This is a genomic window from Nannocystis sp. RBIL2 (assembly GCF_026626745.1).
GTDB lineage: Bacteria > Myxococcota_A > Polyangia > Nannocystales > Nannocystaceae > Nannocystis.
On sequence record NZ_JAPNJW010000001.1, the window covers coordinates 4,346,362 to 4,371,093 of the forward strand.

At 72.0% G+C, this 24,732-nt stretch carries 19 protein-coding genes; 5 read left to right on the forward strand and 14 right to left on the reverse strand.

The annotated features are described in order from the left end of the window. Positions 1-145 precede the first annotated feature (145 nt). Together OV090_RS17035 and OV090_RS17040 are read right to left on the reverse strand one after the other, a co-directional pair. On the reverse strand, positions 146-1,693 hold the full coding sequence (locus tag OV090_RS17035; protein ID WP_267704748.1) for a HAMP domain-containing sensor histidine kinase: 1,548 nt from the start codon (positions 1,691-1,693) through the stop codon (positions 146-148). Beyond that, complete coding sequence (locus OV090_RS17040) at positions 1,690-2,361, reverse strand: response regulator transcription factor (protein WP_267704749.1); 672 nt, start codon at positions 2,359-2,361, stop codon at positions 1,690-1,692. The genes OV090_RS17035 and OV090_RS17040 overlap by 4 nt, the downstream gene beginning before the upstream one ends. A gap of 144 nt (positions 2,362-2,505) precedes the next feature. On the opposite strand from OV090_RS17040, the gene OV090_RS17045 reads away from it, so the two are divergent. From OV090_RS17045 to OV090_RS17060, 4 genes are all read left to right on the forward strand, one after another. Further along, positions 2,506-3,534, forward strand: coding sequence for a protocatechuate 3,4-dioxygenase (locus OV090_RS17045; RefSeq protein WP_267704750.1), 1,029 nt, complete (start codon positions 2,506-2,508; stop codon positions 3,532-3,534). A 393-nt stretch (positions 3,535-3,927) separates the two neighbouring features. Continuing rightward, positions 3,928-5,544 carry a DNA polymerase gene (locus OV090_RS50705; protein ID WP_267704751.1) on the forward strand — a complete coding sequence of 539 codons (1,617 nt, stop codon included), beginning with the start codon at positions 3,928-3,930 and terminating at the stop codon, positions 5,542-5,544. Positions 5,545-5,634: 90 nt separating this feature from the next. Further along, positions 5,635-7,188, forward strand: a complete 1,554-nt coding sequence (locus tag OV090_RS17055; protein WP_267704752.1) for a metallopeptidase TldD-related protein — start codon at positions 5,635-5,637, stop codon at positions 7,186-7,188. Continuing rightward, positions 7,181-8,494, forward strand: coding sequence for a TldD/PmbA family protein (locus tag OV090_RS17060; RefSeq protein WP_267704753.1), 1,314 nt, complete (start codon positions 7,181-7,183; stop codon positions 8,492-8,494). The genes OV090_RS17055 and OV090_RS17060 overlap by 8 nt, the downstream gene beginning before the upstream one ends. A gap of 84 nt (positions 8,495-8,578) precedes the next feature. Here the strand turns inward: OV090_RS17060 and OV090_RS17065 are convergent, their stop codons facing one another. The 7 genes from OV090_RS17065 to OV090_RS17095 all read right to left on the reverse strand — a co-directional run bounded on the left by OV090_RS17065 (position 8,579) and on the right by OV090_RS17095 (position 18,230). Next, on the reverse strand, positions 8,579-9,376 hold the full coding sequence (locus tag OV090_RS17065) for a hypothetical protein (RefSeq protein ID WP_267704754.1): 798 nt from the start codon (positions 9,374-9,376) through the stop codon (positions 8,579-8,581). Between the two features lie 122 nt (positions 9,377-9,498). Then, positions 9,499-10,674: an alpha/beta fold hydrolase gene (locus tag OV090_RS17070; protein WP_267704755.1), complete on the reverse strand. Its 1,176-nt coding sequence runs from the start codon at positions 10,672-10,674 to the stop codon at positions 9,499-9,501. Positions 10,675-11,068: 394 nt separating this feature from the next. Continuing rightward, on the reverse strand, positions 11,069-11,851 hold the full coding sequence (locus tag OV090_RS17075; protein WP_267704756.1) for a hypothetical protein: 783 nt from the start codon (positions 11,849-11,851) through the stop codon (positions 11,069-11,071). Positions 11,852-11,982: 131 nt separating this feature from the next. Further along, positions 11,983-13,269: an FAD-dependent oxidoreductase gene (locus OV090_RS17080; protein ID WP_267704757.1), complete on the reverse strand. Its 1,287-nt coding sequence runs from the start codon at positions 13,267-13,269 to the stop codon at positions 11,983-11,985. A 24-nt stretch (positions 13,270-13,293) separates the two neighbouring features. Next, positions 13,294-14,148, reverse strand: a complete 855-nt coding sequence (locus OV090_RS17085; protein WP_267704758.1) for an MBL fold metallo-hydrolase — start codon at positions 14,146-14,148, stop codon at positions 13,294-13,296. Further along, positions 14,148-16,445, reverse strand: a complete 2,298-nt coding sequence (locus OV090_RS17090) for a transketolase C-terminal domain-containing protein (RefSeq protein WP_267704759.1) — start codon at positions 16,443-16,445, stop codon at positions 14,148-14,150. Before OV090_RS17090 ends, OV090_RS17085 begins: the two co-directional genes overlap by 1 nt. A gap of 207 nt (positions 16,446-16,652) precedes the next feature. Next, the gene (locus OV090_RS17095; protein ID WP_267704760.1) at positions 16,653-18,230 is read right to left on the reverse strand and encodes an FHA domain-containing protein; all 1,578 of its coding nucleotides are present in this window, start codon (positions 18,228-18,230) and stop codon (positions 16,653-16,655) included. A gap of 204 nt (positions 18,231-18,434) precedes the next feature. Between OV090_RS17095 and OV090_RS17100 the strand changes: the two genes are divergently transcribed. Beyond that, the gene (locus OV090_RS17100; protein ID WP_267704761.1) at positions 18,435-19,976 is read left to right on the forward strand and encodes a glycerol-3-phosphate dehydrogenase/oxidase; all 1,542 of its coding nucleotides are present in this window, start codon (positions 18,435-18,437) and stop codon (positions 19,974-19,976) included. A 149-nt stretch (positions 19,977-20,125) separates the two neighbouring features. Here the strand turns inward: OV090_RS17100 and OV090_RS17105 are convergent, their stop codons facing one another. The 5 genes from OV090_RS17105 to OV090_RS17125 all read right to left on the reverse strand — a co-directional run bounded on the left by OV090_RS17105 (position 20,126) and on the right by OV090_RS17125 (position 24,690). Further along, on the reverse strand, positions 20,126-20,371 hold the full coding sequence (locus OV090_RS17105) for a hypothetical protein (RefSeq protein WP_267704762.1): 246 nt from the start codon (positions 20,369-20,371) through the stop codon (positions 20,126-20,128). Between the two features lies 1 nt (position 20,372). Beyond that, complete coding sequence (locus tag OV090_RS17110) at positions 20,373-21,350, reverse strand: hypothetical protein (protein ID WP_267704763.1); 978 nt, start codon at positions 21,348-21,350, stop codon at positions 20,373-20,375. Positions 21,351-21,458: 108 nt separating this feature from the next. After that, positions 21,459-22,469, reverse strand: coding sequence for a hypothetical protein (locus tag OV090_RS17115; protein WP_267704764.1), 1,011 nt, complete (start codon positions 22,467-22,469; stop codon positions 21,459-21,461). A 128-nt stretch (positions 22,470-22,597) separates the two neighbouring features. Continuing rightward, the gene (locus tag OV090_RS50710; protein ID WP_267704765.1) at positions 22,598-23,974 is read right to left on the reverse strand and encodes an FtsX-like permease family protein; all 1,377 of its coding nucleotides are present in this window, start codon (positions 23,972-23,974) and stop codon (positions 22,598-22,600) included. Further along, on the reverse strand, positions 23,971-24,690 hold the full coding sequence (locus OV090_RS17125) for an ABC transporter ATP-binding protein (protein ID WP_267704766.1): 720 nt from the start codon (positions 24,688-24,690) through the stop codon (positions 23,971-23,973). The genes OV090_RS50710 and OV090_RS17125 overlap by 4 nt, the downstream gene beginning before the upstream one ends. Positions 24,691-24,732 lie beyond the last annotated feature (42 nt).

The following is a 24,732-nucleotide window of genomic DNA, read 5'->3' on the forward strand; positions in this document are numbered from 1 at the left end:
AGTCGAAAACCCTGCTCGGGGGCACAGAGGCGCGGATCTTCGCCGCAATCGCGCCCAACTCGCGGCCTTCGCTGCGAGCTTCGCCACGCGCGAGGGGCCCGCACACCTGTCCACAAGCGCAACGGCGCACACGCCGGGATCTAGCTCACAAGTGCGCCTCCTGCGTGGAATCAGCAACCTCTGCGCATACGCGAGGACCGATAAAATCGACCTGCAGCCCGCCGCCCGGCGGACTGTCGAACACCAGCTCGAGGCCGTGCAGCGCGGCGACGCGGGCCGCGATGTGCAGCCCGAGCCCCTGTCCGTCGGGCGCCCGCGTGCGCGCGGCGTCGCTGCGAAACCCGCGTTCGACGAGCTGCGCCAGCTCGTCCGCGGGCACGCCGGGGCCGTCGTCGACCACCCGCAAACGGAACCTGTCGCCGGCGATACCTTCGAGCAGCACCGCCACGTGCCCGCCCGCGCGGTTGTGGCGGATCGCGTTGTAGACCACGTTGCTGACCGCCTGCTCGAGCAATGTGACATCGGCGTCGACGTGCAGCGGCGACTCGGGCACCGCGCCGTCGAGCTCGACCTGCAGCCGCCGCGCGATCGGCCGGTGACGCGCCAGCACTCGTTCCACCAGCACGCCCATCGCCACCGGCTCGCGGTGCAGCCGCGGCGCGTCGGCGTCGATCTTCGCCATGACCGCCAGGTTGTGCACGATCGCGGCGATGTAGTGCGCCTCCCCCATCGCCGCCACCAGCGCCCCGCGATCGACCGCCGCACCCGCGCTCGCGCCCTCGATCAGCTCGCTCAGGTGCCCCTGCAACACCGTCAGCGGGATCATCACGTCGTGCGTGGTGTTGGCCAGGAACTCGCGCAGCGCCGCCTCGCGGCGGTCCTTCGCGGCCAGCTGCGCCCGCACCTCGCGGCCCGCCGCCTCGAAGGCGCGCGCGAGCTGGCCGACCTCGTCGTCGCCGTCGATCGGCACCGCGCTCGCGTAGCCGGCCGACGCCGAGCGCCGCACAGCCTCGGTGAGGCGGCGGATCCGTCCGACGATCGGGCCCATCGCCAGCAGCACCGCGGCGAACAGCGCCACCAGCGGCGTCAGCCAGATCCGCGTCGGCGGCAGCACCGCACCGAGCCAGCCGGGCACCGTGCTGCCCTGCGCCAGCACCCGCGCGCACGGCCCCGAGTCCCACGGCATGCGCACCAGCACCTCGACCTCCGCGCTCACCCACGACCGCACCCACGAGCGCGGCCAGGTCGCAACCTCCGAAGTCGCGATCGCCGCCACCAGCGGCTCGCCGAGAGCCGGCGCCGCCGGGTTGGCCGACCGCAGCGCCGCGTCGTACGCGAACAGCACCGCCGGCCGCCCCCGCGGCCGCCCGTCGTCCAGCGGCGGCGGACGCCCCCGCGGCTCGCCCCGCTCGCGCCCCTCGCCCTGGCGCTCTCGCAAGTCACTCGCCTCGCCCGGCTCTCGCCCCTCCCGCTGCGGAGGCCCGCGCCCCGGCGGCAGCTCTCCGCCCCAGTGCGCGGGATCTGCTTCGCAGCGATCGCGTCCGCCGGGCTCCTGCATGCGCGTCAGCGTGTAGCCGACCAGCGCCTCCTCGGCCGCGCGATGGCGGGCCACCGCGTCGAACAGCACCAGCACGACGACCATCGGGATGGTCACCGCGATCGTCGTCAGCGCCAGGCGCAGCCGCAGGTTCACGGCGCCGGCTCCGTGCGCAGGCGATAGCCGATGCCCCACACCGTCTCGATGCACTCCTCCGGCGCCAGCTTCTTGCGCAGGCGCGACGCGTGCACGTCGAGCGTGCGCTCGCTGCCCTCGCGGTCGGGGCCCAGCACGTGCTCGGCCAGCCACGCGCGGGTCAGCGCTGCCCCCGGACGGCGGGCCAGCGCCGCCAGGAAGTCGAATTCCACCCGCGTCAATTCGACCGCCCGCCCGCGCACCTGCACCACCCGCCGCGCCCGGTCGATCGTCAGCGCCCCGACCGTCAGCGTGTCGTCGCGCTGCAGCGCCGGCCGGCGCAGCCGCGCCCGCACCCGCTCGACCAGCTCCTCCGGCCAGAACGGCTTGGTCATGTAGTCGTCGGCCCCGAGCTTGAGCGCGCCGACCTTGTCCATCGTGTCGGCGCGGGCGCTCAGCACCAGCACCGGCACGTCGGCGCGCGCTCGCAGGTCGCGGAGGATGTCGAGCCCGTGCGTGCCGGGCAGCATCAGATCGAGGATCACCAGCGCCAGCCCGGCCGCGTCCTCGGGGGCGATCGCCCGCCCCTCCGTCCACCACGTCGGCTCGTAGCCGGCGCGGCGCAGGTGCAGCACGATCTGCCGCCCCAGCTCGCGGTCGTCCTCGATGACCAGCACGCGCTCCGCCACGCCTTCAGTGATTCTCGATCCGCCCGCCCCGCGCAACGCCGCGCCACGTGAGCCGCCTGCACGACTTCAGTTGGTGTTCACCCACGAGCTGCAACATTTGCTTAAGATCCGTCGCCTACGGTTCCAGACGAGGGAGCGAACACCATGACAGCGCATTCCATTCTTCGACGTCCGACACGGCGCGAATTCGCGCTCGGCGCCCTCGGCGGCGCCGCAGCGGCGGTCCTGGTCGCTTGCGGCGACTCGAACGGCGGCGACACCGACACCACCACCGGCACCACCACGGGCACCACCGACGGCGACACCAGCAGCACCACCGGCGGCACCGACTCGACCACCGGCCCGACGTCGACGAGTCCGACCACCGGCGACGCCAGCACCACCGGCGACGCCACCACGGGCGATACCACCGGCGCCGCGTGCGGCAACGCGACCGCGTGGGCCACCGGCGGCACCGCGGCGATGACGATGAAGCACTGCTACCCCGACCCGTTCGCCGACGGCGTCACGGAGTGCGTCCTGATGTGCGAGACCACCGCGGGCCCCTGCACCGCCGACACGATCGAGCGCCAGGACGTGAGCGAGGGCTGGGCGGGCCTGCCGGTCCGCCTCGCGCTGCTCGTGGTGGCCGCGGACACGTGCGAGCCGCTGGCGAACGCGAAGGTGGAGATCTGGCACACCCAGCGCACGGGCGTGTACTCGGGCGTGACGCCGAGCGGGGCGTTCTGCTACGGCGACGACCCCGAAGCGGAGAACCACCTCTACTTCCGCGGCACGCAGACGACCGGCAGCGACGGCCGCGTCGACTTCGATACCTGCTTCCCCGGCTGGTATGGCGGCCGCGCGGTCCACATCCACTTCCGCGTGTACATCGACGACGCGCTGCACGCGACCTCGCAGCTGTTCTTCGGCGACGACCTCAACGCCGAGATCTTCGCCGGCCACGCCGATTACAGCGAGTTCGGCCAGCCCGACACCACCAACGAGACCGACAACATCATCGGCGGCGAGGACGACAAGACCAACTACCTCCTCACCGTCGCTCGCATGCCCGACGGCGCCATGCTGGCGTCGAAGGTCATCGCCATCCGCGCGTCGCTCGACCAGCAGTCGTGCCAGACCCAGGGCGGCGGCATGGGCGGCGGCGGCATGATGCCCCCGCCGATGCCCTGAGCTCCGCGCCGCGGAGTGACGCGGGCGCAGTCACTCCGCGCTCCTCCGAACTAGCGACGGGACCTCGCGCTCTCGAGGTTCTCGCGCCGAGACTTGTGTAAGCCCTCCGACCTCGCGGACCTCGCTCGGTCCTCACGCTCCGACACGACCTCGCTCTCGCTCCGAGATCTCTGAACCATCCGGGCCCAAGAACTTCGAGCGCTGCGAGATCGCGTCCTCGCTTCGTCCGCAGTCCGGCCCTCTGCGACCTCACGAACTCCGCCCACCAAACTCGCGTCCTCACCGGGCTCGCCGCCCGCGTCGCGCGATCGCCGACCGGCCCAGCCTCTCGTCCTCGCTGCCGCACCGGCCCGCCGTCGAAGCGCGGGCGCGCTCGCGCTACACTGGCGGGCCGTGACTGCGAACGCCAGCGAGGACGTGCTCGACGCCGCGGGTCTGCGCCGCGCAGTCGACTCGCTCGCCGGCAGCCCCGTGCTCGGCGTCGCGGTCGTCCTCGCCGCGCCGCACCCCGACGCGCCGCGCGAGTCCGCCAGCGACCCGCGGCGCGTCCGCGTCGACCTGCTCGCCCTCGCGGCCGAGGGCCGCACCTTCGTCGTCCACTGCAACTGCTTCTCGCCGTCCGACCTGCTGCAGCTCGTGCCGGTGCTCGCCGGCCCGCACGCGCCCTACGTCGTCTTCCCCGACGCCCACTTCCACCTCACCGCCCTCGCCGGCCTCGGCCTGCCGGTCGCGCGGGTCGGCTGCACGCGCACCGCGGCCACCCTGCTGGCCGAGGGCGTCGTCGCCCGTCACGACGAGCTCGAGATCGCCGCGCTGGCTCGCCGCCACCTCGGCGCCGGCCTGCCCGGCGAATGGCTCTCGGGACAGGTCCTTCCGGCCTGGTCGCGACTCGAGGTCGTCGCCGCCGCCGCCGCCGCCGCGCCCCCGCTGCTGCGCGTCCTCACCCCCGAGCTGCGGGCCCGCGGCATGTCGCGGGCCTACGAGCTCGAGTGCAAGCTGCTGCCCGCGGTGGTCGCCATGGAGGCCGCCGGCGTCAGCGTCGACGGCCCGCGCTGGAACACCATCGCCGACGGCTGGCGCGCCGAGCTGCAGGTCACCGAGGCGCCGGAGCGCAAGGCCCAGCTCGAGAAGCTGGTCTCGACCTACGCCCACTGGCCGCGCGAGCACCTCGGCGACGACGGCCGCATGCGCCCGCACCTGCACCCGCTGGCGACCGACTCGGGCCGGTTCGCCTGCAGCCAGCCCAACCTGCAGCAGGTGCCCTCGGAGCACACCGCCCCGGGCCTGCGCTCGTGCTTCCGCGCCGAGCCTGGCAACGTGCTGGTGATCGCCGACTACGCGCAGATCGAGCTACGCGTGGCGGCCCACCTGGCGCCGTGCGCGGCCATGCGGGAGGTGTTCCACGCCGGCCGCGACCCGCACCGCGCGACCGCGGCGACCCTCGCGCGCAAGCCCGAGGCCGAGGTCACCGCCCACGAGCGCAAGCTCGCCAAGGCCGTCAACTTCGGCTTCCTGTTCGGCATGGGCGCGCGCCGCTTCCAGGAGTACGCCGAGGCCAGCTACGGCCTCACCCTCGACCTCGCCGCCGCCGAGCGCGCCCGCGAGGCCTTCTTCGCCACCTTCCCCGGCGTCGCCGCCTGGCACCGCAAGGTCTCGGCCCTGCAGCCCCGCAGCGCCCGCGAAGACCTGACCGTCCGCACCGCGCTCGGCCGGCGCAAGCGCTTCCTCGCCGGCAAGTTCAGCTTCAACGCCGCCCTCAACATCCCCGTGCAGGGCACCGCCGCCGAGGGCTTCAAGAAGGCCATGGTCGCCTTGCATCCGGCGCTCGCCGAGCTCGGCGGCCGGGGGATCCTCTGCGTCCACGACGAGTACCTGGCCGAGGTCCCCGAAGAGCACGGCGAGGCGGCCCGGGCGCTGGTCCAGCGGGTCATGCAGGAGGCCATGGCCGAGGTCGTGACTTCGGTGCCGATCGTCGTCGACAGCCGGGTCGCGCGGCACTGGGGCGAGTGATTCCTGCCGACCGGCCACATCCTTGTATCGCGGCGAAACCTCACGCCCATTTCTCGTTTCCAAGCACGCCAGCACCACGCGGAGCCCTTCATGTCTCAGACCCTATCTCGCCGCTCGTTCGCGGCCGTCTCTACCCTCGGCCTCGGGCTCCCGGGCTTGCTCGGCGGCTGCCGAGGGACCACAAAGGCCGGGAGCACCACCATGATCCCCGGTGAACAAGCCCCCCTCGCCGACCACCTCGGGTGGTTCTCCGTCGACAAGCCCACGATCGCGCGCGTCATGACCGAACTGACCGCGCGCGGCGCCGACGCTGCCGACCTCTACTTCCAGTACAGCCGCGACAACTCGATCACGATGGAGGACGGCATCATCAGCCGCGCAAGCTCGTCGATCGACCAGGGCGTCGGCCTGCGGGTGGTGGTCGGCGACCAGACCGGCTACGCGTTCACCGAGGACCTGTCCCTCGAGGCGATGCTGGCGGCGGCGCGCACGGCGGCGGGCATCGCCCACAGCGGCGCGGCGCACGCTCCGGTCGAGTTCAAGCAGCGCTCGCGGTCGACCAACTTCTACACGCTGAGCCAGCCGTGGGCCGAGGTGCAGACGGTGCAGAAGCTGCCGCGCATCGAGCACCTGGCCGCGCTCGCGCGCAAGGCCGACCCGTCGATCCACAAGGTCACGGTCAGCTGGGCCGACGGCGAGGAGTTGGTCCTCATCGCCGACATGCACGGCAACGTCCACACCGACGTGCGACCGATGACGCGCCTGTGGTGCATGCTGACCGCCAAGAAGGGCGACGTCACCCAGAGCAACAGCGCCAACCTGGCCGGGCGCCACGGCTTCGACTGGTACACCGACGAGCGCCTCGAGTTCCTGGCCAAGGAGGCCGTGTCGCGCACGATGGTGCTGTTCGACGCCAAGCGCCCGCCGGCCGGCGAGATGCCGGTGGTGCTGGCGGCAGGCGCCAGCGGCATCCTCCTGCACGAGGCCATCGGCCACGGCATGGAGGCCGACTTCAACCGCAAGAACACCAGCATCTACGCCAGCATGATCGGCAAGAAGGTCGCGCCGGACTTCGTCACGATCGTCGACGACGCGACCCAGGCGGGCGAGCGCGGCGCGCTCAACGTCGACGACGAGGGCAACCCGGTCGAGAAGACCGTCCTCGTCGACCACGGCGTGATGGCGTCGTACCTGCACGACAGCATCAGCGCCAAGCACTACAAGGTGAAGGCGACCGGCTCGGGCCGGCGCGAGTCGTTCCGCCACTCGCCGATGCCGCGCATGCGCAGCACGTACATGGAGAACGGCCCGCACACGCGCGAGGAGATCATCGCCTCGGTCAAGAAGGGCATCATCGCCGAGACCTTCACCAACGGTCAGGTCCAGATCGGCGCCGGCGACTTCACCTTCTACATCAAGAACGGCTGGCTCATCGAGGACGGCAAGATCACCGCCCCGATCAAGGACATCAACATCATCGGCAACGGCCCCGAGGCGCTGCGCAACGTCACCATGGTGGCCAACGACTGCAAGCTCGACTTCGGGGGCTGGACCTGCGGCAAGGACGGCCAGAGCGTGCCGGTGTCGCAGGGCCTGCCCACCACCCTGGTCTCGAAGATGACCGTCGGAGGCGAGAATGTCTGACCTGATCCAAAGCGCCCGCACCGCCATCGACCTGGCCAAGAAGGCAGGTGCCCAGGACGCCTGGGCCGCCGTCTCGCGCGACCGCTCGGTGTCCCTCGTCTACCGCGACGGCAAGGTCGAGAAGGTCGAGGAGAGCACCTCCCGCGGCCTCGGCATCAGCCTCTACGTCGACGGCCGCTACTCGTCGCACAGCACCACCGACCTCCGCCCCGACCGCCTGGCCGGCTTCATCAAGGAGGCGGTCGCGCTCACCCGCGTGCTGCAGCCCGACCCCTTCCGCGTGATCCCCGACCCCGCGCTGTTCAAGGGCCGCCCCACAGCCGACCTCGAGCGCGTCGACCCGTCCGTCGCCAAGCTGACCCGCGAGCAGCGCGAGGCCTGGTGCGCCGAGATGGACGCCAAGGCCCACAGCGACTCGCGCGTCATCTCGGCCGAGAGCAACCTGTTCAGCGGCGAGTCGCAGGGCGCCGCCGCCAGCAGCAACGGCTTCGACGGCACCTGGGACGGCAGCTACGTCGGCTACTCCTGCACCGCGACGGTGCGCGAGGGCGAGGACAAGCGCCCCGAGGGCTCGGCCCACGCCGTCGGCCGCTTCCTCGCCGGCCTGCCCGAGCCGGCGGCCGTGGCCGCGCTGGCGCTGAAGCGGACCATCGACCGCCTCGGCAGCACCAAGGGCCCGACGGTGCGCACGACGATGGTGGTCGACCCCGAGGCCGCGGTGTCGCTGATCTCGCGCGCCCTGTCGCCGCTGTCGGCCGCGTCGATCCAGCAGGGTCGCTCCTACCTGGCCGGCAAGCAGGGCCAGAAGGTGTTCGGCGACAAGCTGACGATCACCGACGACCCGCTGGTGCCGCGCGGCCTGAGCTCGCGCCACTTCGACGGCGAGGGCATCTCGGCCAAGCGCATGCCGCTGATCGAGGCCGGCGTGGTCCGCAACTACTACGTCGACACCTATTACGGCAAAAAGCTCGGCATGGCCCCGACCACCGGCTCGGCCAGCAACCGCGTGCTCGCCCTCGGCAACAAGTCGCTGGCGGCCCTCATCGCCGACGTCCAGGACGGCATCTACGTCACCTCCTGGCTCGGCGGCAACAGCGACGCGACCACCGGCGACTTCTCGCTCGGCCTCCGCGGCCACCAGATCAAGGGCGGCAAGATCGGCGCCCCGATCGGCGAGATGAACGTCACCGGCAACCTCGCCGCCCTGTTCGCCAAGCTCGCCCTCCTCGGCGACGACCCCTACCCGTACTCGAGCCTGCGCGCCCCCACCCTCGTGTTCGAGGACGTGCAGTTCAGCGGGACCTGACCCGAAGCGCATGTGCGAAGGGGCCTGTCCGGCTGGACAGGTCCCTTTCGTCATGTCCTGGAGGACATCTATTCCAGCGCGCGCTCAGCCGCCCGGACAGCGCGGCTCGCCGGTGGTCATGTCGATCGCGGAGCCGTACGGCTTCCAGCCCGGCTGGTCGGGGTAGCAGCCGCTGTGGAACTGCCACAGCACGCCGCGCGGGTCGCGGGCTCGGCCCATCGAGTCGGTGCACGTCTCGAAGCGCGTGCAGCCGGCCAGCGTCAGGGGCCCGTGGCAATTCGGCCGCCCGATCACGTCGCTGCAGAACGCGTGCGCCGGGCACTGATCGACCCGCAGGCGCCCGCAGTCGCAGAACTCGCGGTCGTCCTCGGCGCAGCTCACCGAGACCATGCGAACGTGCGGCAGCCCCATCGCCTCGCGCACCTGCGGATGGGTCGCCACCACCCGCACGCTCCACAGCGAGGAGTCGATGTAGATCTCCCCCGCCCCGTGGGCCCGCAGGCGGACCATCACCCGCTCCCGCCGCGCCAGCTTCTCGGCCTCGGTGTACTCGACCTGGTCGCCGCGCTCGTCCGTCCGGTACTCGTCGAGCACGAGGGTCCATGCGAAGCGCACCTGCGGGTGCGCGCGCGCCTGCAGGCAACGCGCGAGGTAGTGGGGCGCGTGGCACTTCTCCTCGACGTCGCCCGGCGCGAGCTCGGCGCTGACCAGCAGCGACGGATCGACGCCGACCGGCTCGACGATCTCCGTCTTTCCCTCCGACGGCGCCCCGGTCGGCGGCGCCTCGGTGCGCGGGGGCTCGCCCGTGCGCGCGCACGCCAGCGCGAGGCCCAGCCAGCCGACCGCCGCGCGCACCTCCGGCCTCACGAGCGCTCTCCCCATCCCGACGACCGTACCACCGGACCCCGCGGCCCGCGTCGGACGCGGATCGGCGGCGCTCCCCATCGCCCCGACGCGATCGTCCCGGACATGCCCGCAGGGGCACGGCTCGGCTCGCAGGCAGGTCACTTCTCCGCGATCGTCACCAGTCCCATGTCGACGTAGCGCTGCTGCGCCTCGGCCCCGGTCAGATAGGTGTCGTAGCCGGGCTCGTCGCGCAGCCATCGCCCGTAGTAGGCGACCACGTAGGCGCGCGCGAGCTCGTTGACGACGGCGTTGTCGAGCGTGGGCTGCTGGCAGAACGAGCAGGTGATCCCGCACGACGCCACGTCGTCGAGGAAGCTCATGTGATTGGCGCCGTTGATCGTGACCTGCAGCGCAGGGGCGCTGGCCTCGGCGTAGAACGTCGTGAAATTCTCGGCCGCCGGCGCGCAGGCCATGAAGCCGGCGGTGTCGAGGGTCTCGCCGAGGAAGCCGAGCGGGATGGCGATCGGCAGCATCGCGCTGGCGTCGGGGCACGCCTGCATGTTCGGGCACATGTTGGCGCCGTCGACCGGGTCGAGGGTGAGGGAGGCCTTGACGCGGGCGTCGTACATGGCGGCGAGCACGGAGATCTTGCCGCCCAGGGAGTGACCGGTGGCGCCGACGTTGTTCACGTCGGAGATGTCCCCGAGGACAGGATGCTCTGCCGCCCAGTCGAGCGCGGCGAGCACCTGCTTGGCGTTGGCGACGTGGTCGACGGTGCCGAAGATGTAGCCGGCGTGGTCGACGTTGAGGACGACGTAGCCGTGCGAGGCGAGGCGGGTGGCGTAGCTCGTGTACTGCGTCGGCGGCAGGTTGAAGCCGTGCGCGAGCGTCACCACCGGATAGGGGCCGGCCTCGGGCCCACCGGTCGGATAGTAAGCGGTCACCCCGATCGCCGCGCCGTCGACGTCGATCTCGCCCGTGAGCTCCTCGAACTGCCACGGTCCGTCCTCGGCCGGATCGTAGATCGCGTCGCCCGGCTCGTCGGTGGTGCCCTCGGTCGTGTCGACGCCGGTCGTGTCGACGCCGGTCGTGCTCGTCGTGGTCGAGGTCGGCCCGCCCTCGCTGGTCGGTCCTTCGCTCGTCGTGGTCGAGGCACTGCTCGTCCCCGTCGACGTCGAGGTGCTCGTCGTCGGGTCGTCCCCGGTGGTGCTGCCGGTGCTGGCGCCGGTGCCTGTTCCGGTGGAAGAGCCGGTGTCGCCGTCCGTGCCCGACGACGTCCCGCCGCCGTTGCACGCGATTGTGAAGACAAGGAGAAAGAGGGCAGACCGCTGCATGTGGCCACGTCTAGCGGCGCCGCTGATTGCGAGCAATCGTGCAACGCTCACGAAAGGGCCGTAAAACCCCGGTAGAGCGCCGGTTCGTGACGCCGCGCCGCGGCCTCCGGGCGACACCGCATTCGTCGTTCGCGCCGCGCCATCCGCCACTTTTCGCGATTGTCGGCACGCGCGAGGTCTCGACGCCTCTTGATCGCAGTTTTGCGTAGATTCGCCGGTCTCCCCTGCGAATCGCCGTGCGCGGGCCACCCGGTCCGCGCTGGCCTCCATCGCCCCCTCGTGTCCGAGGACATGCAGTTCGGCGTGACATGACCCGAAGGACATGGCCGCACATGCCTGTTCACGTGGATGGGCACCTTCATGATGCCCAAGGACATGTCACGCGGCACCGCGCTCAGCCGCCCGGGCAACGCGGCTCGCCCGTGACCCTATCGATCGCCGAGCCGAGCGGCTCCCAGCCCGGCTGGTCAGGGTAGCAGCCGCTGCGGAACTGCCACATCACGCCGCGCGGGTCGCGAGCGCGGCTCATCGAGTCGGTGCACAGCTCGGCGCGCGTGCAGCCCGCGAGGGTCAGAGGCTCACGGCAGTTCGGATACCCATGGATCTCGCCGCAGAACGCGTGCGCCCGGCACTGTTCGACCCGCAGGCGCCTGCAGTCGCAGAACTCGCGGTCGTCGTCGGCGCAGCTCACCTCGACCATGCTGACCTCCGGCAGCGCCATCGCCCCGCGCACTTGCGGATGGGTCGCCACCACCAGCACGCTCCATAGCCAGGAGTAGGTGTGGATCTCCCGCGCCCCGTCGGCCTGCAAGCGGTCCATCACCCGCTGCCGCCGCGCCAGCTTCTCGGCCTCGGTGTACGCGACCTGATCGCCGCGCTCGTCCGTCCAGTACTCGTCGAACACGAGGGACCAGGTGAAGCGCACCTGCGGATGCGCGCGCGCCTGCAGGCAGCGCTCGAGGTAGGACGGCGCGTGGCACTTCGCCTCGGCGTCGCCCGGGGCGAGCTCGGCGCTGACCAGCATCGACGGGTCGACGCCGACCGGCTCGACGCTCTCCGTCGTCCTCTCCAGCCGCGCCTCGGTCGGCGGCGCCTCGGTGCGCGCAGGCTCACCTGCGCGCGCGCACGCCAGCACGAGGCTCAGCCAGCCGGCCGCCGCGCGAATCTCCGCGCTCACGGGCGCTCTCTCCATCCCGGCGACCGTACCACCGAACCTCGCCTTCCGCGTCGGACGCGGATCGGCGGCGCTCTCCCGCCGTGACGATATGGTCGTTCGGACATGCCCCGAGGAGCATGTCGCTACCCCCCTCAGCGGTAGCGGCGGATGTATTGGTGCATCAAGAACCGGCGGAACCAGATGTTCACCGCCGCGAGGTCGACCACCAGCCGGCCGTACACGACCAGCGACTTGTCGCCGATGCTGACGCCATGCGGAAAATCCTCGCGCAGCGTGTGCGGCCGCAGCGGCGGCACCCCGTGCGGGTACTCGGGCGCCTCGCGGGCCAGCCGCGTCAGGTTGTCCGCGGTGAGCCAGGCCTGCCACAGGCACTCGATCGCCCGCTGCATCGTCGGCCACTCGCCGGCGGCGCTCTGCACCCGCGCCGCGTCGCCGATGGCGAAGATGTCCGGCCGGGTCGGCTTCGGCGTGGCGAAGCACTGCAGGGTCGGCCCCACCGCCAGCCAGCCGGCAGCGGTGCGCGGCAGCGGCAGCCGGGCCAGCACGGGCGCCGGCCGCACACCACCGGACCAAAAGGCCATGTCGCAAGGGACATCTAGCGCATCCCCGCCGGGCCCGACCGGGCGCACCCCAGCTGTCCCGGCGGCCAGACGCGTCAGCCGGGTGTTCAGCCGCAGCTCGACGCCCTGGGCCCGCAGGTGTTGCTCGGCCTTGCGACCCGCGCGCTCGCACAGGTGCGGCAGCAGGCGCGGGCCCGAGTGGATCAGGGTGACCTTCGGCGCGCGCCAGCCGGCCGGCCTGACGCGCGCGAGGCGGCCGAGGTCGCCGGCGAGCTCGACGCCGGAGATCCCGCCGCCGGCGACGACGATCGTCGGGCGCTCGCCGGCCGGTCCGCTGGCCTCGCCCTCGCGGTAAGGGCCGTCGCCGCTGCTCACCCGCCGGGTCGACTCGCCGCCCGGGCCCAGCAGGGCCGCCAGGCGCTCGGCCGCGCTGGCGAACTCGCCCTCGAACTTGTAGTCGACGAACCGCTCCGCGCCCTCGATGCCGGCCGGCGGCGCCAGCACCGAGCCGAGCGCGACGACGATGAAGCGCCCGCGCAGCCGCTCGCCCGAGGCCAGCACGACCTCCTTGCGGTCGGGGTCGAGCTCGACGACGTCGCCGACCACGTAGCGCGCGGCGGCCTTCTGCTCGACGCTGCGCCGCGTCGGCAGCACCGACGTCGCCGGGTCGAGCCGCCCGACCAGCCGCTCCTGCACCAGCGGGATGTACGGGTGCTCGGCCTGGCGGTCGACCACGGTGATCTTCAGGCCCCGCCCGCGCGCGCTGCGGCGCAGCTTGTGGACCAGCTCGATGCCCGCGAAGCTGGCCCCGAGGATCAGGACGTCGGCGGCGCCGTCATCATGTGTCCCTTCGGCCATGTCCCTTGCTCCCTGTCCCTGAATTCAGTTGCCGAACACGAACACGCGGTCGCGCACGCCCGCGGGGAAGCGCTCGCGCGCCAGCCGCTCGGCCTCGGCCCGGCTGTGGCGCATGCTGCGGTGGACCAGCACCAGCGCCTCGCCGGTGAACCGCTCCGACTCGGCGACCAGCTCGTCGAGGTGCGTGTGGCCCCACCGGCGCGTCTGCTCCACGTCGCGCTCGTCGGTCCAGCTCGTGACCTCGTGGACCAGCACCCGGCAGCGGCGCACCAGCTCGTGCTGCTGGAAGAACTCGATCTGGGTGTCGCCGCTGACGCAGATCAGCGGCTCGGTGTGGGCGTCGAGCACGTCGACGCCGCTCCTCCGCAGCGCCGCGATCTCCGGCCCCGGCAGGCCGACGTACTCCGGCTTCAGGCGGCTGGTGGTGCGCTCGACGATCCACCCGAGCGAGGGCACCCGGTGGGTCGTGCGCAGGCAGTGCGCCGCGCACCCGCGGGCCAGCCCGCCCCCGAGCGGGAAGCGGTCGCCGGGCGCGTGCCCGTGCAGCTGCCACTGCAGGTCGAAGCCCTCGATCTCGGCCCAGCCGCGGAGGATCGCCGTCAGCGGCGCGTGGACCTCCTGCGGCACGTGGATCGCCGGCGGCGGCGCGCGCATCAGCTGGCGCTGCGACACCAGGTAGCCGACGCCGCCGAGGTGGTCGGCGTGCCCGTGCGAGACCAGGATCGTGTCGTACTTGAGCGCGCCGGGCGGGCACATGCCGACGTCGAACATGACCCCGAGTTCAGGTACCATGAGACAGGTCTCGATCCCGCCGCGGGTGATCCCGCGCAGGGTGAGACCGCCGACCTTGAGCTCGTCGAGGACCGCCGCTTCGTGCATCAGGTGACCGAGTTACGGCTCGGCGTCCACAAGATCTGCGGGCGCGCGAACACGTCGGCGCTGCCGCGCGCCGGCCGGGCGGGCGCGGCCGTGTCGGCGGCCGCCTTGGCCCGGCGGATCGACATGACCTCGAGGACAGCCGCGTGGACCTTCTCGGGGCTGACCACGATCTGCTCCTCGATCTCGATCGGCGACGGGATGCCGGGGCTGGGGTCCTGGCCGAGCACGCGGGTGATCACGTTCTCGCCGGCCATCGCCTCCTGCACCGCGCCCTGGATCTCACGGCCCAGGCTGGCGAACACGCGGTCCTCGTGGACGACCAGCAGGCGGCCGGTCTTGCGCACGCTGGCCAGCACGGCCTCGCTGTCGTACGGCACGATGGTGCGCAGGTCGAGGAGCTCGACGTCGACGCCCTCGGCCGCGAGCTTCTGCACCGCCTCGTTGCAGAACAGGGTGCAGCGGCCCCAGGTGACGACGGTGATGTCCTTGCCCGGGCGGCGCAGCGCGGCCTTGCCGAGCGGCACGCGGAAGTCGTCGGGCAGGTCGGGGATGTGGCCGCCGAAGCCGATGCTGCGCTTGAGCGCCGCGATCTCCTTGGGGTCGGTCGGCTCGCCGGGGAACGCGTCGCCCAGGGTCATGCGGTAGAGGCCCTTCGACTCGAACACCAGCACCGGCCCCGGGTACTCGGCCGCGCTGCGCAGCAGGCCGTACATGTCCCGCGAGGTCGTCGGCGCGACGATCGTGATGCCGGGGATCGAGGCGTAGAAGCCCTCCATGCACATCGAGTGGTAGACCGACCCGCCGTGCAGCGGCTCGACCGGCAGGCGCAAGATGACGTTGACGTCGACCGTGCCCGCCGACTGCCAGCGCTGGTTGCCGAGCAGCACCAGCCAGTGCAGCGTGTTGAGCGAGTAGTCGGAGAACTGGATCTCCGGGATCGCGGTGGCGCCCTTGTGCAGGGCGAACCCGAACGCGGTGCCGAGGATCAGCGGCTCGTTGATCGGCGCGTCGCGGATCTGGTCGGGGAAGCGCTCGTAGAGGCCCTTGGTGGCCACCATCACGCCGCCCTTCTTGCCGACGTCCTGGCCGTACACCCACGACATCGGGTTGGCCTTGAGGATCGCCTGCAGCGCCGAGCGGATCGCGCCGTTGATCGAGATCGCGGTGGGCCGGTTCTCCGGCGGCGCCTCCTCGACGGCCGGGAACGGGCCGCGGATGTCCGTGAGGACAGACTCGTAGCTCGGCTCCGGCTCGGTGGCGCAGATCGCCATCGTCTCGACCACGTAGTCGTCGGCCGCCTTGGCCAGGGTGCCCCAGTCGTGGCGGCGGAAGTAGTCCTTGCCCTCGGTGACCGCGTTGCGGCGCAGGACCTCGTGCGGCGCCAGCACGCCCGCCTGCACCAGCGCCTCGCCGAAGTCGATCAGCGGGTCGTAGCTGTCGAACTCGAACGTGAAGTCGGCCGCGGAGCTGTGGTTGTTGAGGCGCGACAGGTTCTTGACCCACATCAGCGCCGGCGCCTGCTGCTCCTTGCAGTACTCCGCGGCCGCGCGGGCGGTCTCGTAGCAGCCGAGGAAGTCGTTGCCGTCGCACTCGAAGTAGGCGAAGCCGAAGGCGGCGGCGTAGTGCTCGAAGCTGCGGATCCCGCGGCCGTCCTCGGGCCGCACGCTGATGGCGACGTTGTTGTCGGTGACCGTCAGCAGGACCGGCAAGCGCAAGATCGAGGCGCCCGTCATGCCCTCGTGCATGTCGCTCTCGGCGGTGGTGCCGTCGCCGACGACCGCGACCACCAGGCCGTCGTCGTGGCCCTTGCGCCGCAGGCCCTGGGCGTAGCCGACGGCCTTGCCGAACTGCATGCCGAGCGCGCTCTGCACCGGCAAGGTGTTGAAGCGCAGGTCGTTGAAGTGCGCCGTCATCAGCCGCCCGCCCGTCCACGGGTCGGTCGACTTGCACAGCTGCTGGCGCATGTGGTCGAGGTGGAAGTCCGGGTAGCCGCGCAGCCGCGACCACATGGCCAAAAGGCCAGCCGAGCGGTAGTGGGCGCAGATGCCGAACGCCTCCGGGTTGACGACGTCGGCGAACGCGAGCGCCTCCGCCGCCCCGTGAAGCTCCTCGCCCGAGCCCCAGATGGCGAACTTGATGGTGCCCTTGGCGCACTCCTGGACCACCCGCTCGACGTGGCAGCGAGCGAGCAGCATCTCCTGATAGGCCAGCCGCAGCAGCTCCGGGGTCAGGCTCGGGAACCGCGGCAGGTCGCGGAGATCGAAGCGGAGGGTCTTGCTGGGCGTCGGCATGTCCATGCGCGAGGCAAAGCCTAGGCGAGATCGGCGCTGGGGTAAACCGACCGCAGACGAGCGCCAAGTCGCAGCGCAGCGGGCGCGAACGAACCGCGTGACGTGGCGCATGCGTCACGCGCGACGAGCGAACGAGGGCGCGAAGACGAAGTGGCACCTGGCGGAAAGGCCAGGTGCCACTTCAGCTCGCCGCCACGCCGGCGACGCGCAGGCTCACGCGCTCGGGAGGACGCCCGCGGCCGCACCGAGGCGCGCGCGCGCCTCGCTCTCGGGGTCGCCGCCCTCGTGCTTGCGCCGGACCCAGAAGTACAGCCACACGCTCAGCGCCGAGAAGAACGCGAACACGAATGCGGTCACGCCGTTGACGAGGATGCTGTTCAAGATGCCGCCGAGCGGCAACAGCCCGAGGATCACGCCGACGATCGCCATGGCGATGCCGACAGCCAGGGAAGCGCCGAACACCGCGGCGAGGATCGGCACCAGCTCCTTCTTGAGCAGTTCGAAGTTGCGCTTGATCACCGGGACGAGCTTCTTGTCCTCGACGTAGTAAATCGGCGCCGCGAACACGCCGAGCACGATGCCAGGGACGAAACAGTTGACGGCGACGTCGGCGACCTTGGCGATCGTCTCCTGCACGGCCGCCTGGATCGAGATCGGCTGGCCGAGGTAGCTGCTCAGCATGAAGCGGCCGAGCGCGGGCATGAGGATGACCATCGCCGCGAGCTGCACCAGCGACAGCAAGGTCGCCAGCAGGGCGGCGATGCTGAGCGGGAGGATCAGGAGGCCGAGCTGCGCGAGCAGGCCGATCGGGATCAGCACCGCGCCGACGGTCGCGACCGCGGGCGCGGCCACGGGATGGAACACCTTCCAGCCCTCGCCGAGGATGAACTTGACCTGCGAGACGAGGTCGTCGCCCGCCGGGCCGACGGCCGCAGCCGCGGGCTCACCCATCGGCGGCGTGTCGGGCACCGCGGACTCGGGCACGAGCACCGGCGGCCCCGCGGGCATCGGCGGCGCGGCCATCGGCTGGGAGATCGGCGTCGACACTGCCTGCGGCGGCGGGGTGGCGATCGCGGACTGCGGCGGGGACCCGAAGGCGCCCGGCTGGGGCGGCACGCCGAAGCCTCCGGTGGCCGGCTGGGCCGGGAAACCTCCCGGCGGGGTGGGCGCAGGGAACGGCGCGGGCGCAGCGGCCGGGAACGGCGCGGGCGCGCCGCCGGGGAACGGCGCGGGCTGCGGCGGGGCGGCCGCGAAGCCACCCGGAGCGCCCGGCGCGGGACCCCCCGGCCCGGGCCGGAGCAGCGGCCCCTGGTGTTGCGCGGTCGGCGCAAAGGCGAAATTCCCCGGCTGGGGCGCGCCGGCGGGCGCGGGCGGGGCCGGCATCACCGGGCCGGGCGGGCGCGCCACCGCCGGCTTCATCGGCGCGGGGAAGCCGGGGACCATGCCCGGCGCGGCGATCACGGTGCGACCCTTGCCGGCGCCGCTCGAGCCGAGCCCATCGATGCTCTGCACGGTGATGAGCGAGTTGCCGACGCGGAGGGCGATGCCCGGGGTCAGCTCGAGGTTGGCGACGCGCTGGCCCTGGAGTAGGAAGCTGCCGTTGGTGGAGCCGAGGTCGGTAAAGCGGAGGGTCGCTCCGTCCCAGAGGATCTCCGCGTGGCGGCCCGAGACCTGGGTGTCGTGGAGGACGATGTCACCGGCGTCTCGGCCGATGAGGACTTTGGGCTGGGAGATCGTCCGGGTCTCCGCTGGGCGGTCGACGTACTGGATGTGGAGCGTGTACGAGGCCATCGAGGTCTCCGGGGGGTCGCGGTAGGCTTGGGCAGAGTGTCACAAATGCCCGCCGTGCGGCGCAACCATCGCGCCGATATCCTGCCCGTACAAGAGTCGCCCCCGCCGTGGGGCCCGTCCGAGATCCGCTCGCTTCGGGACCGCTTGCGGCAAGCCGACGCCGATGGGCGCGGCCGAGCCGAGCCCGCGTGGGACCTCGTGGTCGTGGGGGCCGGGATCGCCGGCGCCGGGGTCGCCCGCGACGCCGCCCTCCGCGGTCTGCGGGTCCTCGTCGTCGAGGCGCGTGACCTGGCCTTCGGGACCTCCTCGCGCTCGAGCCGCCTGATCCACGGCGGCGTCCGCTACCTCGAGCAAGGCGAACTCGGCCTCGTCTACGAGGCGCTGCGCGAGCGGCGGCTGCTCTACAAGATCGCCGGGCACATCGTTCAACCGGCGCGCTTCCTGTTCCCGGCCTACCGCGGCGACCGCCTGCCGCTGTGGAAACTGCGGATCGGCCTGTCGCTCTACGACGCCCTCAGCCTCTACCGCAGCCACGGCCACCGCGTGCTGCGCCCCGCCGCCGCCCGCGCGCTCGAGCCGCTGCTCCGCGAAGAGGGCCTCCGCGGCGCGGTCACCTACGAGGACGCGGTCACCGACGACGCCCGCCTCACCCTCGCCACGCTGCAGGACGCCCGCCGCCACGGCGCGCAGGTCCTCACCTACGCGCCGGTGGTGGCGATCCGCCGCGAGGGCGAAGTCCAGGTCGTCGAACTCGAAGAGGGCCTCCGCGTGCGCGCGCGCAGCGTCGTCGTCGCCGCCGGGCCGTGGACGTCGGAGCGGCTGCTCGGCGTCGCCGGCGCCCACTTGCTCGCCCTCTCGCGCGGCATCCACCTCGTCCTGCGCTCGGCCGACATCCCGATCCGCCAGCCCCTCGTCGTCCAGGCGCAGCAGGAGCGCCGGATCTTGTTCGTCGTGCCCTGGGGTCCGCGGACCTACCTCGGCACGACCGACACCGCCTACGAGGGCGACCCGGCCGCCGCCGGCGTCACCGGGGCCGACACCGACGAGCTGTTCGCCCTGATCGGCAAGGTCTTGCCGCGCGCGGACCTCGGCCAGAGCCGCATCGTCAGCGCCTGGTCCGGCGTGCGGCCGCTGGTGCGTGACGAGCATGCCGCTTCCGGCGACCCGACGGCCGAGATCTCCCGCAGCCACCGGATCCTCGAGACCGCGGAGGGCGTGATCGCCGTGGTCGGCGGCAAGCTGACGACCTACCGCTCGATGGCCGAGGAGACCGTCGACCGCGTCGTCCGCCGCTTGCGGCAACGCGGCCAGCTCCCGGCCGGGATCGGCCGCTGCCAGACCCACCGTTACCCGCTGGTGGCCGGCATGCCGCTCTCGGCCGAGGAGCTGCACGACCCTCGCCTGGGCGATCTCGCTCAACGCCACGGCCCGCTCGCGCGGCAGCTGTACGCGCAGGTCCAGGCCGACCCGCGGCTCGGCGCCCGCATCATCCACGACCTGCCGTACTGCTGGGCGGAGGTCGAGCACGCCATCAGCCACGAGGGTGCCGTCCACCTCGAAGACATCCTGCGCAGGCGGATCCCCCTCGCCCTCACCGACGAGGGCCTCGGCGCCAGCGTCGCCCGCGAGGTCGCCACCCGCCTCGTCGAGGCCCGGGGCGGCAGCGCCGCGGACATCGAGGCCGAGCTGCAGCGCTACCGCGAGGCCATGGTCGTCGAGACCGGCCGGACCCTCGGCCCCTGCTGAGGCTGTCCCGACGAACCTGTCCCCTTGGACATGCTCTTTAAAGCATGCGCAAAGGGACATGCTCCTGCGAGCATGTCCCCCGATCGATCAGCGCTCGCCTGTGCGGTCGGGCTCGCCGCTCACGGCGCGCGCCATTGCGACGCGCCAGCTCAGCCGCCGAGCAGGCCGGCGAGGCCGGTGACTGCCCAGGCGATCCAGCCGTCGGGGTAGTGGGCGCCGACCAGCACGCCGCCGCCGAAGATCCCGCCGAACACGAGGCTCGGCACGCCGACCCAGCCGATGAACCACGCCACGCGGGACGGCGGCGCCTCTTCTTCCTCGCGCTTGGCGGGCTGGTTGCCCGGGGGGTCCTGCCGCTTGGGGCTGTTCTGGGGGGCGCGGGCGGGGGCGGCCATCTCAGTTCTCTCCTTCGGGCGCGGCCTCGTCGGCCGGCTGCGGGGGGGCGTCCTCGACGACTTCGGCGGTGAAGGGCAGGTGCTTGCGCTCGAGCAAGATCCGCCGCTCCTCGGCCGAGAATCCGATCGGGTCGGCGTCGACGGCGACAGGGTCGCTGCCCATCGCCTGGGTGACCGCGCGCAGCAGGCTGCGGAGGTGCGGCGCGGGCGACGTCGGGTCTGAGCTGAACGCGATCGCGGCGGTCGCGTGGTGCTTGGCGGTGGTCGGGCCGGCCTGCACGGGCGTGCGGATGCTGCGGCCGCCGAGGCCGAGCACCAGGTCGGCGCCGTCGTTGCCGACCCGCTCGAGGTCGGCGAAGGCAACCTGTCCCGAAGACCAGGCGGTCGGCCAGGCGACCACCCCGCGCAGCTCGAGCTCGACCCCGAGCTCGCGCAGCAGCACCTGAGAGGCCCAGCGGACGTGGCGCTCGGCGTAGTCGATCCAGTCGCTGCGGCGGTCGAACACCTCCTCGTCGACCACCACCTTGACGCGCAGCTTGAGCGGCTCGCCGAGGCGGGCCTGCAGCTCGGGGGGCAGCGGCGCCGGCTCGGCGACCGCGACCGGGAGGCCGGCCGCGGGCGGCGGCGGCGTCTCGACCGGCTTCGGCGGCGTCTCGACCGGCTTCGGCGTCGGCTCGGGCGTGGTCGTCGGCTCCGGCTTCGCGGGCTCGGGCGTGGTCGTCGGCTCCGGCTTCGGCGGCTCCGGCTTCGGCGGCTCCGGCTTCGGAGGTTCCGGCTTCGTCGTGTCCGACGTGGGCTTGCTCGGTTCGCCGGGGACCGTCACGTCGAGGCCGAGCCAGTCGCGCTCGATCGAGAGGATCGTCGTCCGGTGCCCGTGGCCGACGTAGACGCCGGCGCCGAACAGGCCGACGACGAAGGCGACGGGCAGGCCGATGAGGACGGCCAGCTTGCCGAGACTCTTGAGACGCGTCGCGCTCATACCTGTGGAGGCAGTATACTGCGTCCTTCAAAAGGACCAGGCCGGGCCGCGAGATCGGCGAGAATTCGCCGTCCTCGCCGACTCCGGCCGGGCCACGGGCGCACTCGCTCAGAGCCCGTCGAGCGCGCTCTCCGAAATGACGCAGCTCTTCGGGTCGCCGAAGCCGTAGCCGGGCGCTTCGAGCGCATAGGGCTCGTTCAGCGAACGCCACGTGAGGAAGCCGTCGCTACCCTGGCACTCGTCGAGAAACAAGTCGCCGTGCTTCAAATCGCCGACGCCGTCGACCTCGAGGATGCTGCCGCGCGCCCGGCCGTTGCCCTCGCCGTCCCAGGCCGCCTGCACGCTCGCCTTCTCCTGCTCCGGCCCGCTCCAGCCGTAGTCGTCCCACTCGCCGTACAGCGTCAAGTCGAAGGTCCCGCCGCCCTTCGCATCGCGGGTGTAGCTGTACTTGTCGTCGCTGTAGAACACGTCGTCGTCGAGGTAGCCGAGGTACTCGAAGCTGACCGCCTTGAAGTCGAGGTCGATGCGCTTCTCCTCGGTCTCGACGTCGCGCTCGAAGGTGACCTCCACGAACCCGCCGATCACGCTCATGTCGGCGTCGGGGCCCTTCATCTCCGGGTACTTCTCGACCACGTCGAAGTCCATCTTGAAGCCGCCGCTGCGCTTGCTGTCGTCCTTGTGCAGGTCGCCCGCCATCAGCAGCGCCATCTCGTCCTGCGCCTTCGCGTCGCGGCTGCCGACGTAGATCTGGTAGTTCGCGCCGTCCTCGAGCGTCTCGACGCGGACCAGCCACGCCAGGTCGCGGCCGTCGTTGTCGGCGTACGGTCCGTAGATGCGGGTGTTGCCGTCGCGCTCGGTCGGCTGCACGTCGTCGAGGTAGGCGATCACGCGCGCGCAGTGCTCGACCAGCACCGTCACCCAGCGGTTGACCTGCCCGGCCGTGTAGTCGACGCCGATGTGCAGGGCTCCGCGGACCTGGCCGCCCTCGCGCGCCGCGATCGACTCCGGCAGGTCGAGCCGTACGTCGTCAGCCTCGACGAAGGGCGTGTCCTCGTGGGTGAAGAAACAGCCGGTGGACAGGGCCGCGGACAGGGCGAACAGCGGGGCGAGGCGAGTCATGCCGGCCCCTCTAGCGGAGAGCGTTCCACCCGCCGCGGGCGGTTTTCACCAGCGATCGCGGGCGCTTGCCGCTGCGCGTGAAATCGCGCCGCCGGGCTGTGGCGAGACGCCACGCCGCGGCGCGCCACTCATCGGCCGGTGAGGACCGCCGCCGGGTCCATGCGCGCGGCCCTGCGGGCGGGCAGCCACGCCCCGAGGACGCAGAACCCCGCGGCGAAGCCGAGCGCGAGCGCCACGAGGTCGACGCTGAACGCGAAGTAGGTCTCGGGCTTGTACGGGAAGTCGGGCAGGTGCTGCGCCGAGACGTAGTCGAACACGCGGCTGGCCGCGTACGCCAGGCAGACGCCGATCGCCCCCGCGAGCAGGCCGACGCACGCCGCCTCGCCGAGGATGATGCGCTGGATGTCCGAGCGACGGGCCCCGACCGCGCGCATGATCCCGATCTCCCGCTGGCGCTCGTACACCAGCATGAAGAACACGTGCATGATGTTGACCGCGGCGATGCCGACGATGATCGTCGACAGCAGGCTGAACACCAGCACGAACACGCTGATGAGGAAGCCCGCCTGCTCGGCCCCGCCGTCGGTGACCTCGAAGCCGAGCTCCTCGATCGCCTTGGCGACCGTGGCGACCTGGTCCTTGCTCTCGATCTTGATGATGATCGAGTGGTAGCGGGTCGCCGCCTCGGGCGAGCCGAAGTGGACGTTGTAGCGCGCCACCTGCGACAGCGGCAGCGTCACCCCCAGCGGCACCGCCTTGTCGGAGAAGCCGACCAGCTTGAGCCGCTCGAACAGCAGCTCGTCCTTCTCGGCCGCCTGCACCATCGACGCCCCGACCCGCATCTCGAGCGACACGCCGACGAGGTAGTCCGGGTTGAGCCGCGGCAGGTTGTAGGCCCGGCGCAGCGAGCCGTTGTAGATCTCGAGCATGTGCGGCGAGGCGATCACCGGCACGTAGTCGCGGCACACCTTGCCCGGACCGCCGCGGTAGGGCTTGCCGCAGTACATGTCCTTCCCGCACGCCGAGTCGTCGGTGCAGGCCGTCGGCGCGGCCGCCGGCTCGGGCACCTCGCGGAACTGATCCGCCCCGGAGAAGTCGCCCTGCACCAGCGCCGGGTCGACGCCGTCGATGATGAGCTCGGTGCGGATGTCGTTGCCGATGATCTCCTTGCCGCCGAGCCCGATCGCCGGGGCCGTCAGCTTCATCTTCGGGTAGACCCCGCGCACGCCCGCGACCCCGCGCAGCTGCTGCGCCGCCGCCTCGTCGAGCACGTCGCTGGCGAGCCCGAGGCTGACCGGGCCGACGTCGAGCGACATCGACTTCGCTATCACCTCGAGCTGGTCGAGCGGGAAGATCTTGCCGAGCACGACCTCGCGCACGCCGGCGCCGAGGGCCAGGAAGAACGCGAACGCGGCGATGCCGACGATCACGCCGACCGACGCCAGCGCGAAGTGGACCGCGTTGTTGCGCAGGTTGCCGCGGACGATCGCACCGATGCTGCTCACGCGCGCACCTCCTCGCCGCCGCCGGGGTTCGGCGCCAGATCGACCACGCCGTCCTTGATCTCGATCACCCGGTCGGCCGCCGCGGCGATCGTCGGATCGTGCGTCACGATCATCAGCGTCACCCCCGACTCGTCGCGCAGCCTGCGGAACAGCGCGATGATGGCGCCCGCCGAGGCGCTGTCGAGGTTGCCGGTCGGCTCGTCGCAGATGAGCAGCTGCGGCTTGTGGTAGAGCGCCCGCGCGATCGCCAGCCGCTGCTTCTGCCCGCCCGACAGCGTGCCCGGCCGGGTGCCGATCTTGTCGGCGATGCCGACGGTCTCCATCAGCTCGCGCGCGCGGGCCAGCCGCGCCTCCTTGCTCTCCTTGCCGCTGGCGCGGAACAGCCCCGGCAGGGCCACGTTGTCCTCGCAGCTCAGGTGGTCGAGCAGGTGGAAGGCCTGGAACACGAAGCCGATGGTCGCGTTGCGGTAGGCGCTGAGCTCGGCGTCCGACAGCGTGCGCAGCTCCTTGCCCGCGACCTTGAGCTCGCCGGAGTAGTCGCTGTCGAGCCCGCCGAGCAGCGCCAGCAGCGTGCTCTTGCCGCTGCCCGAGCGGCCGATCACCGCCGCGAACTCGCCGTCGGCCACGTCGAAGTCGACGCCGCGGAGCACCGGCAGTTCGCCCGACCGTGCGCCGGCGAGGCGGTAGCTCTTGCGGATGCCGCGGGCGCGGATCATCGCGGTGGACGCTACTCGCTGCGGGCGATCGCGGTCAACCCC

Bases quoted from the DNA above. Each gene is read 5' to 3' on its own strand.
- OV090_RS17045 (WP_267704750.1), top strand. From the start codon at position 2,506: ATGACAGCGCATTCCATTCTTCGACGTCCGACACGGCGCGAATTCGCG.
- OV090_RS17055 (WP_267704752.1), top strand. From the start codon at position 5,635: ATGTCTCAGACCCTATCTCGCCGCTCGTTCGCGGCCGTCTCTACCCTC.
- OV090_RS17060 (WP_267704753.1), top strand. From the start codon at position 7,181: ATGTCTGACCTGATCCAAAGCGCCCGCACCGCCATCGACCTGGCCAAG.
- OV090_RS17065 (WP_267704754.1), bottom strand. From the start codon at position 9,376: ATGGGGAGAGCGCTCGTGAGGCCGGAGGTGCGCGCGGCGGTCGGCTGG.
- OV090_RS17070 (WP_267704755.1), bottom strand. From the start codon at position 10,674: ATGCAGCGGTCTGCCCTCTTTCTCCTTGTCTTCACAATCGCGTGCAAC.
- OV090_RS17080 (WP_267704757.1), bottom strand. From the start codon at position 13,269: ATGGCCGAAGGGACACATGATGACGGCGCCGCCGACGTCCTGATCCTC.
- OV090_RS17085 (WP_267704758.1), bottom strand. From the start codon at position 14,148: ATGCACGAAGCGGCGGTCCTCGACGAGCTCAAGGTCGGCGGTCTCACC.
- OV090_RS17090 (WP_267704759.1), bottom strand. From the start codon at position 16,445: ATGGACATGCCGACGCCCAGCAAGACCCTCCGCTTCGATCTCCGCGAC.
- OV090_RS17095 (WP_267704760.1), bottom strand. From the start codon at position 18,230: ATGGCCTCGTACACGCTCCACATCCAGTACGTCGACCGCCCAGCGGAG.
- OV090_RS17105 (WP_267704762.1), bottom strand. From the start codon at position 20,371: ATGGCCGCCCCCGCCCGCGCCCCCCAGAACAGCCCCAAGCGGCAGGAC.
- OV090_RS17110 (WP_267704763.1), bottom strand. From the start codon at position 21,350: ATGAGCGCGACGCGTCTCAAGAGTCTCGGCAAGCTGGCCGTCCTCATC.
- OV090_RS17115 (WP_267704764.1), bottom strand. From the start codon at position 22,469: ATGACTCGCCTCGCCCCGCTGTTCGCCCTGTCCGCGGCCCTGTCCACC.
- OV090_RS17125 (WP_267704766.1), bottom strand. From the start codon at position 24,690: ATGATCCGCGCCCGCGGCATCCGCAAGAGCTACCGCCTCGCCGGCGCA.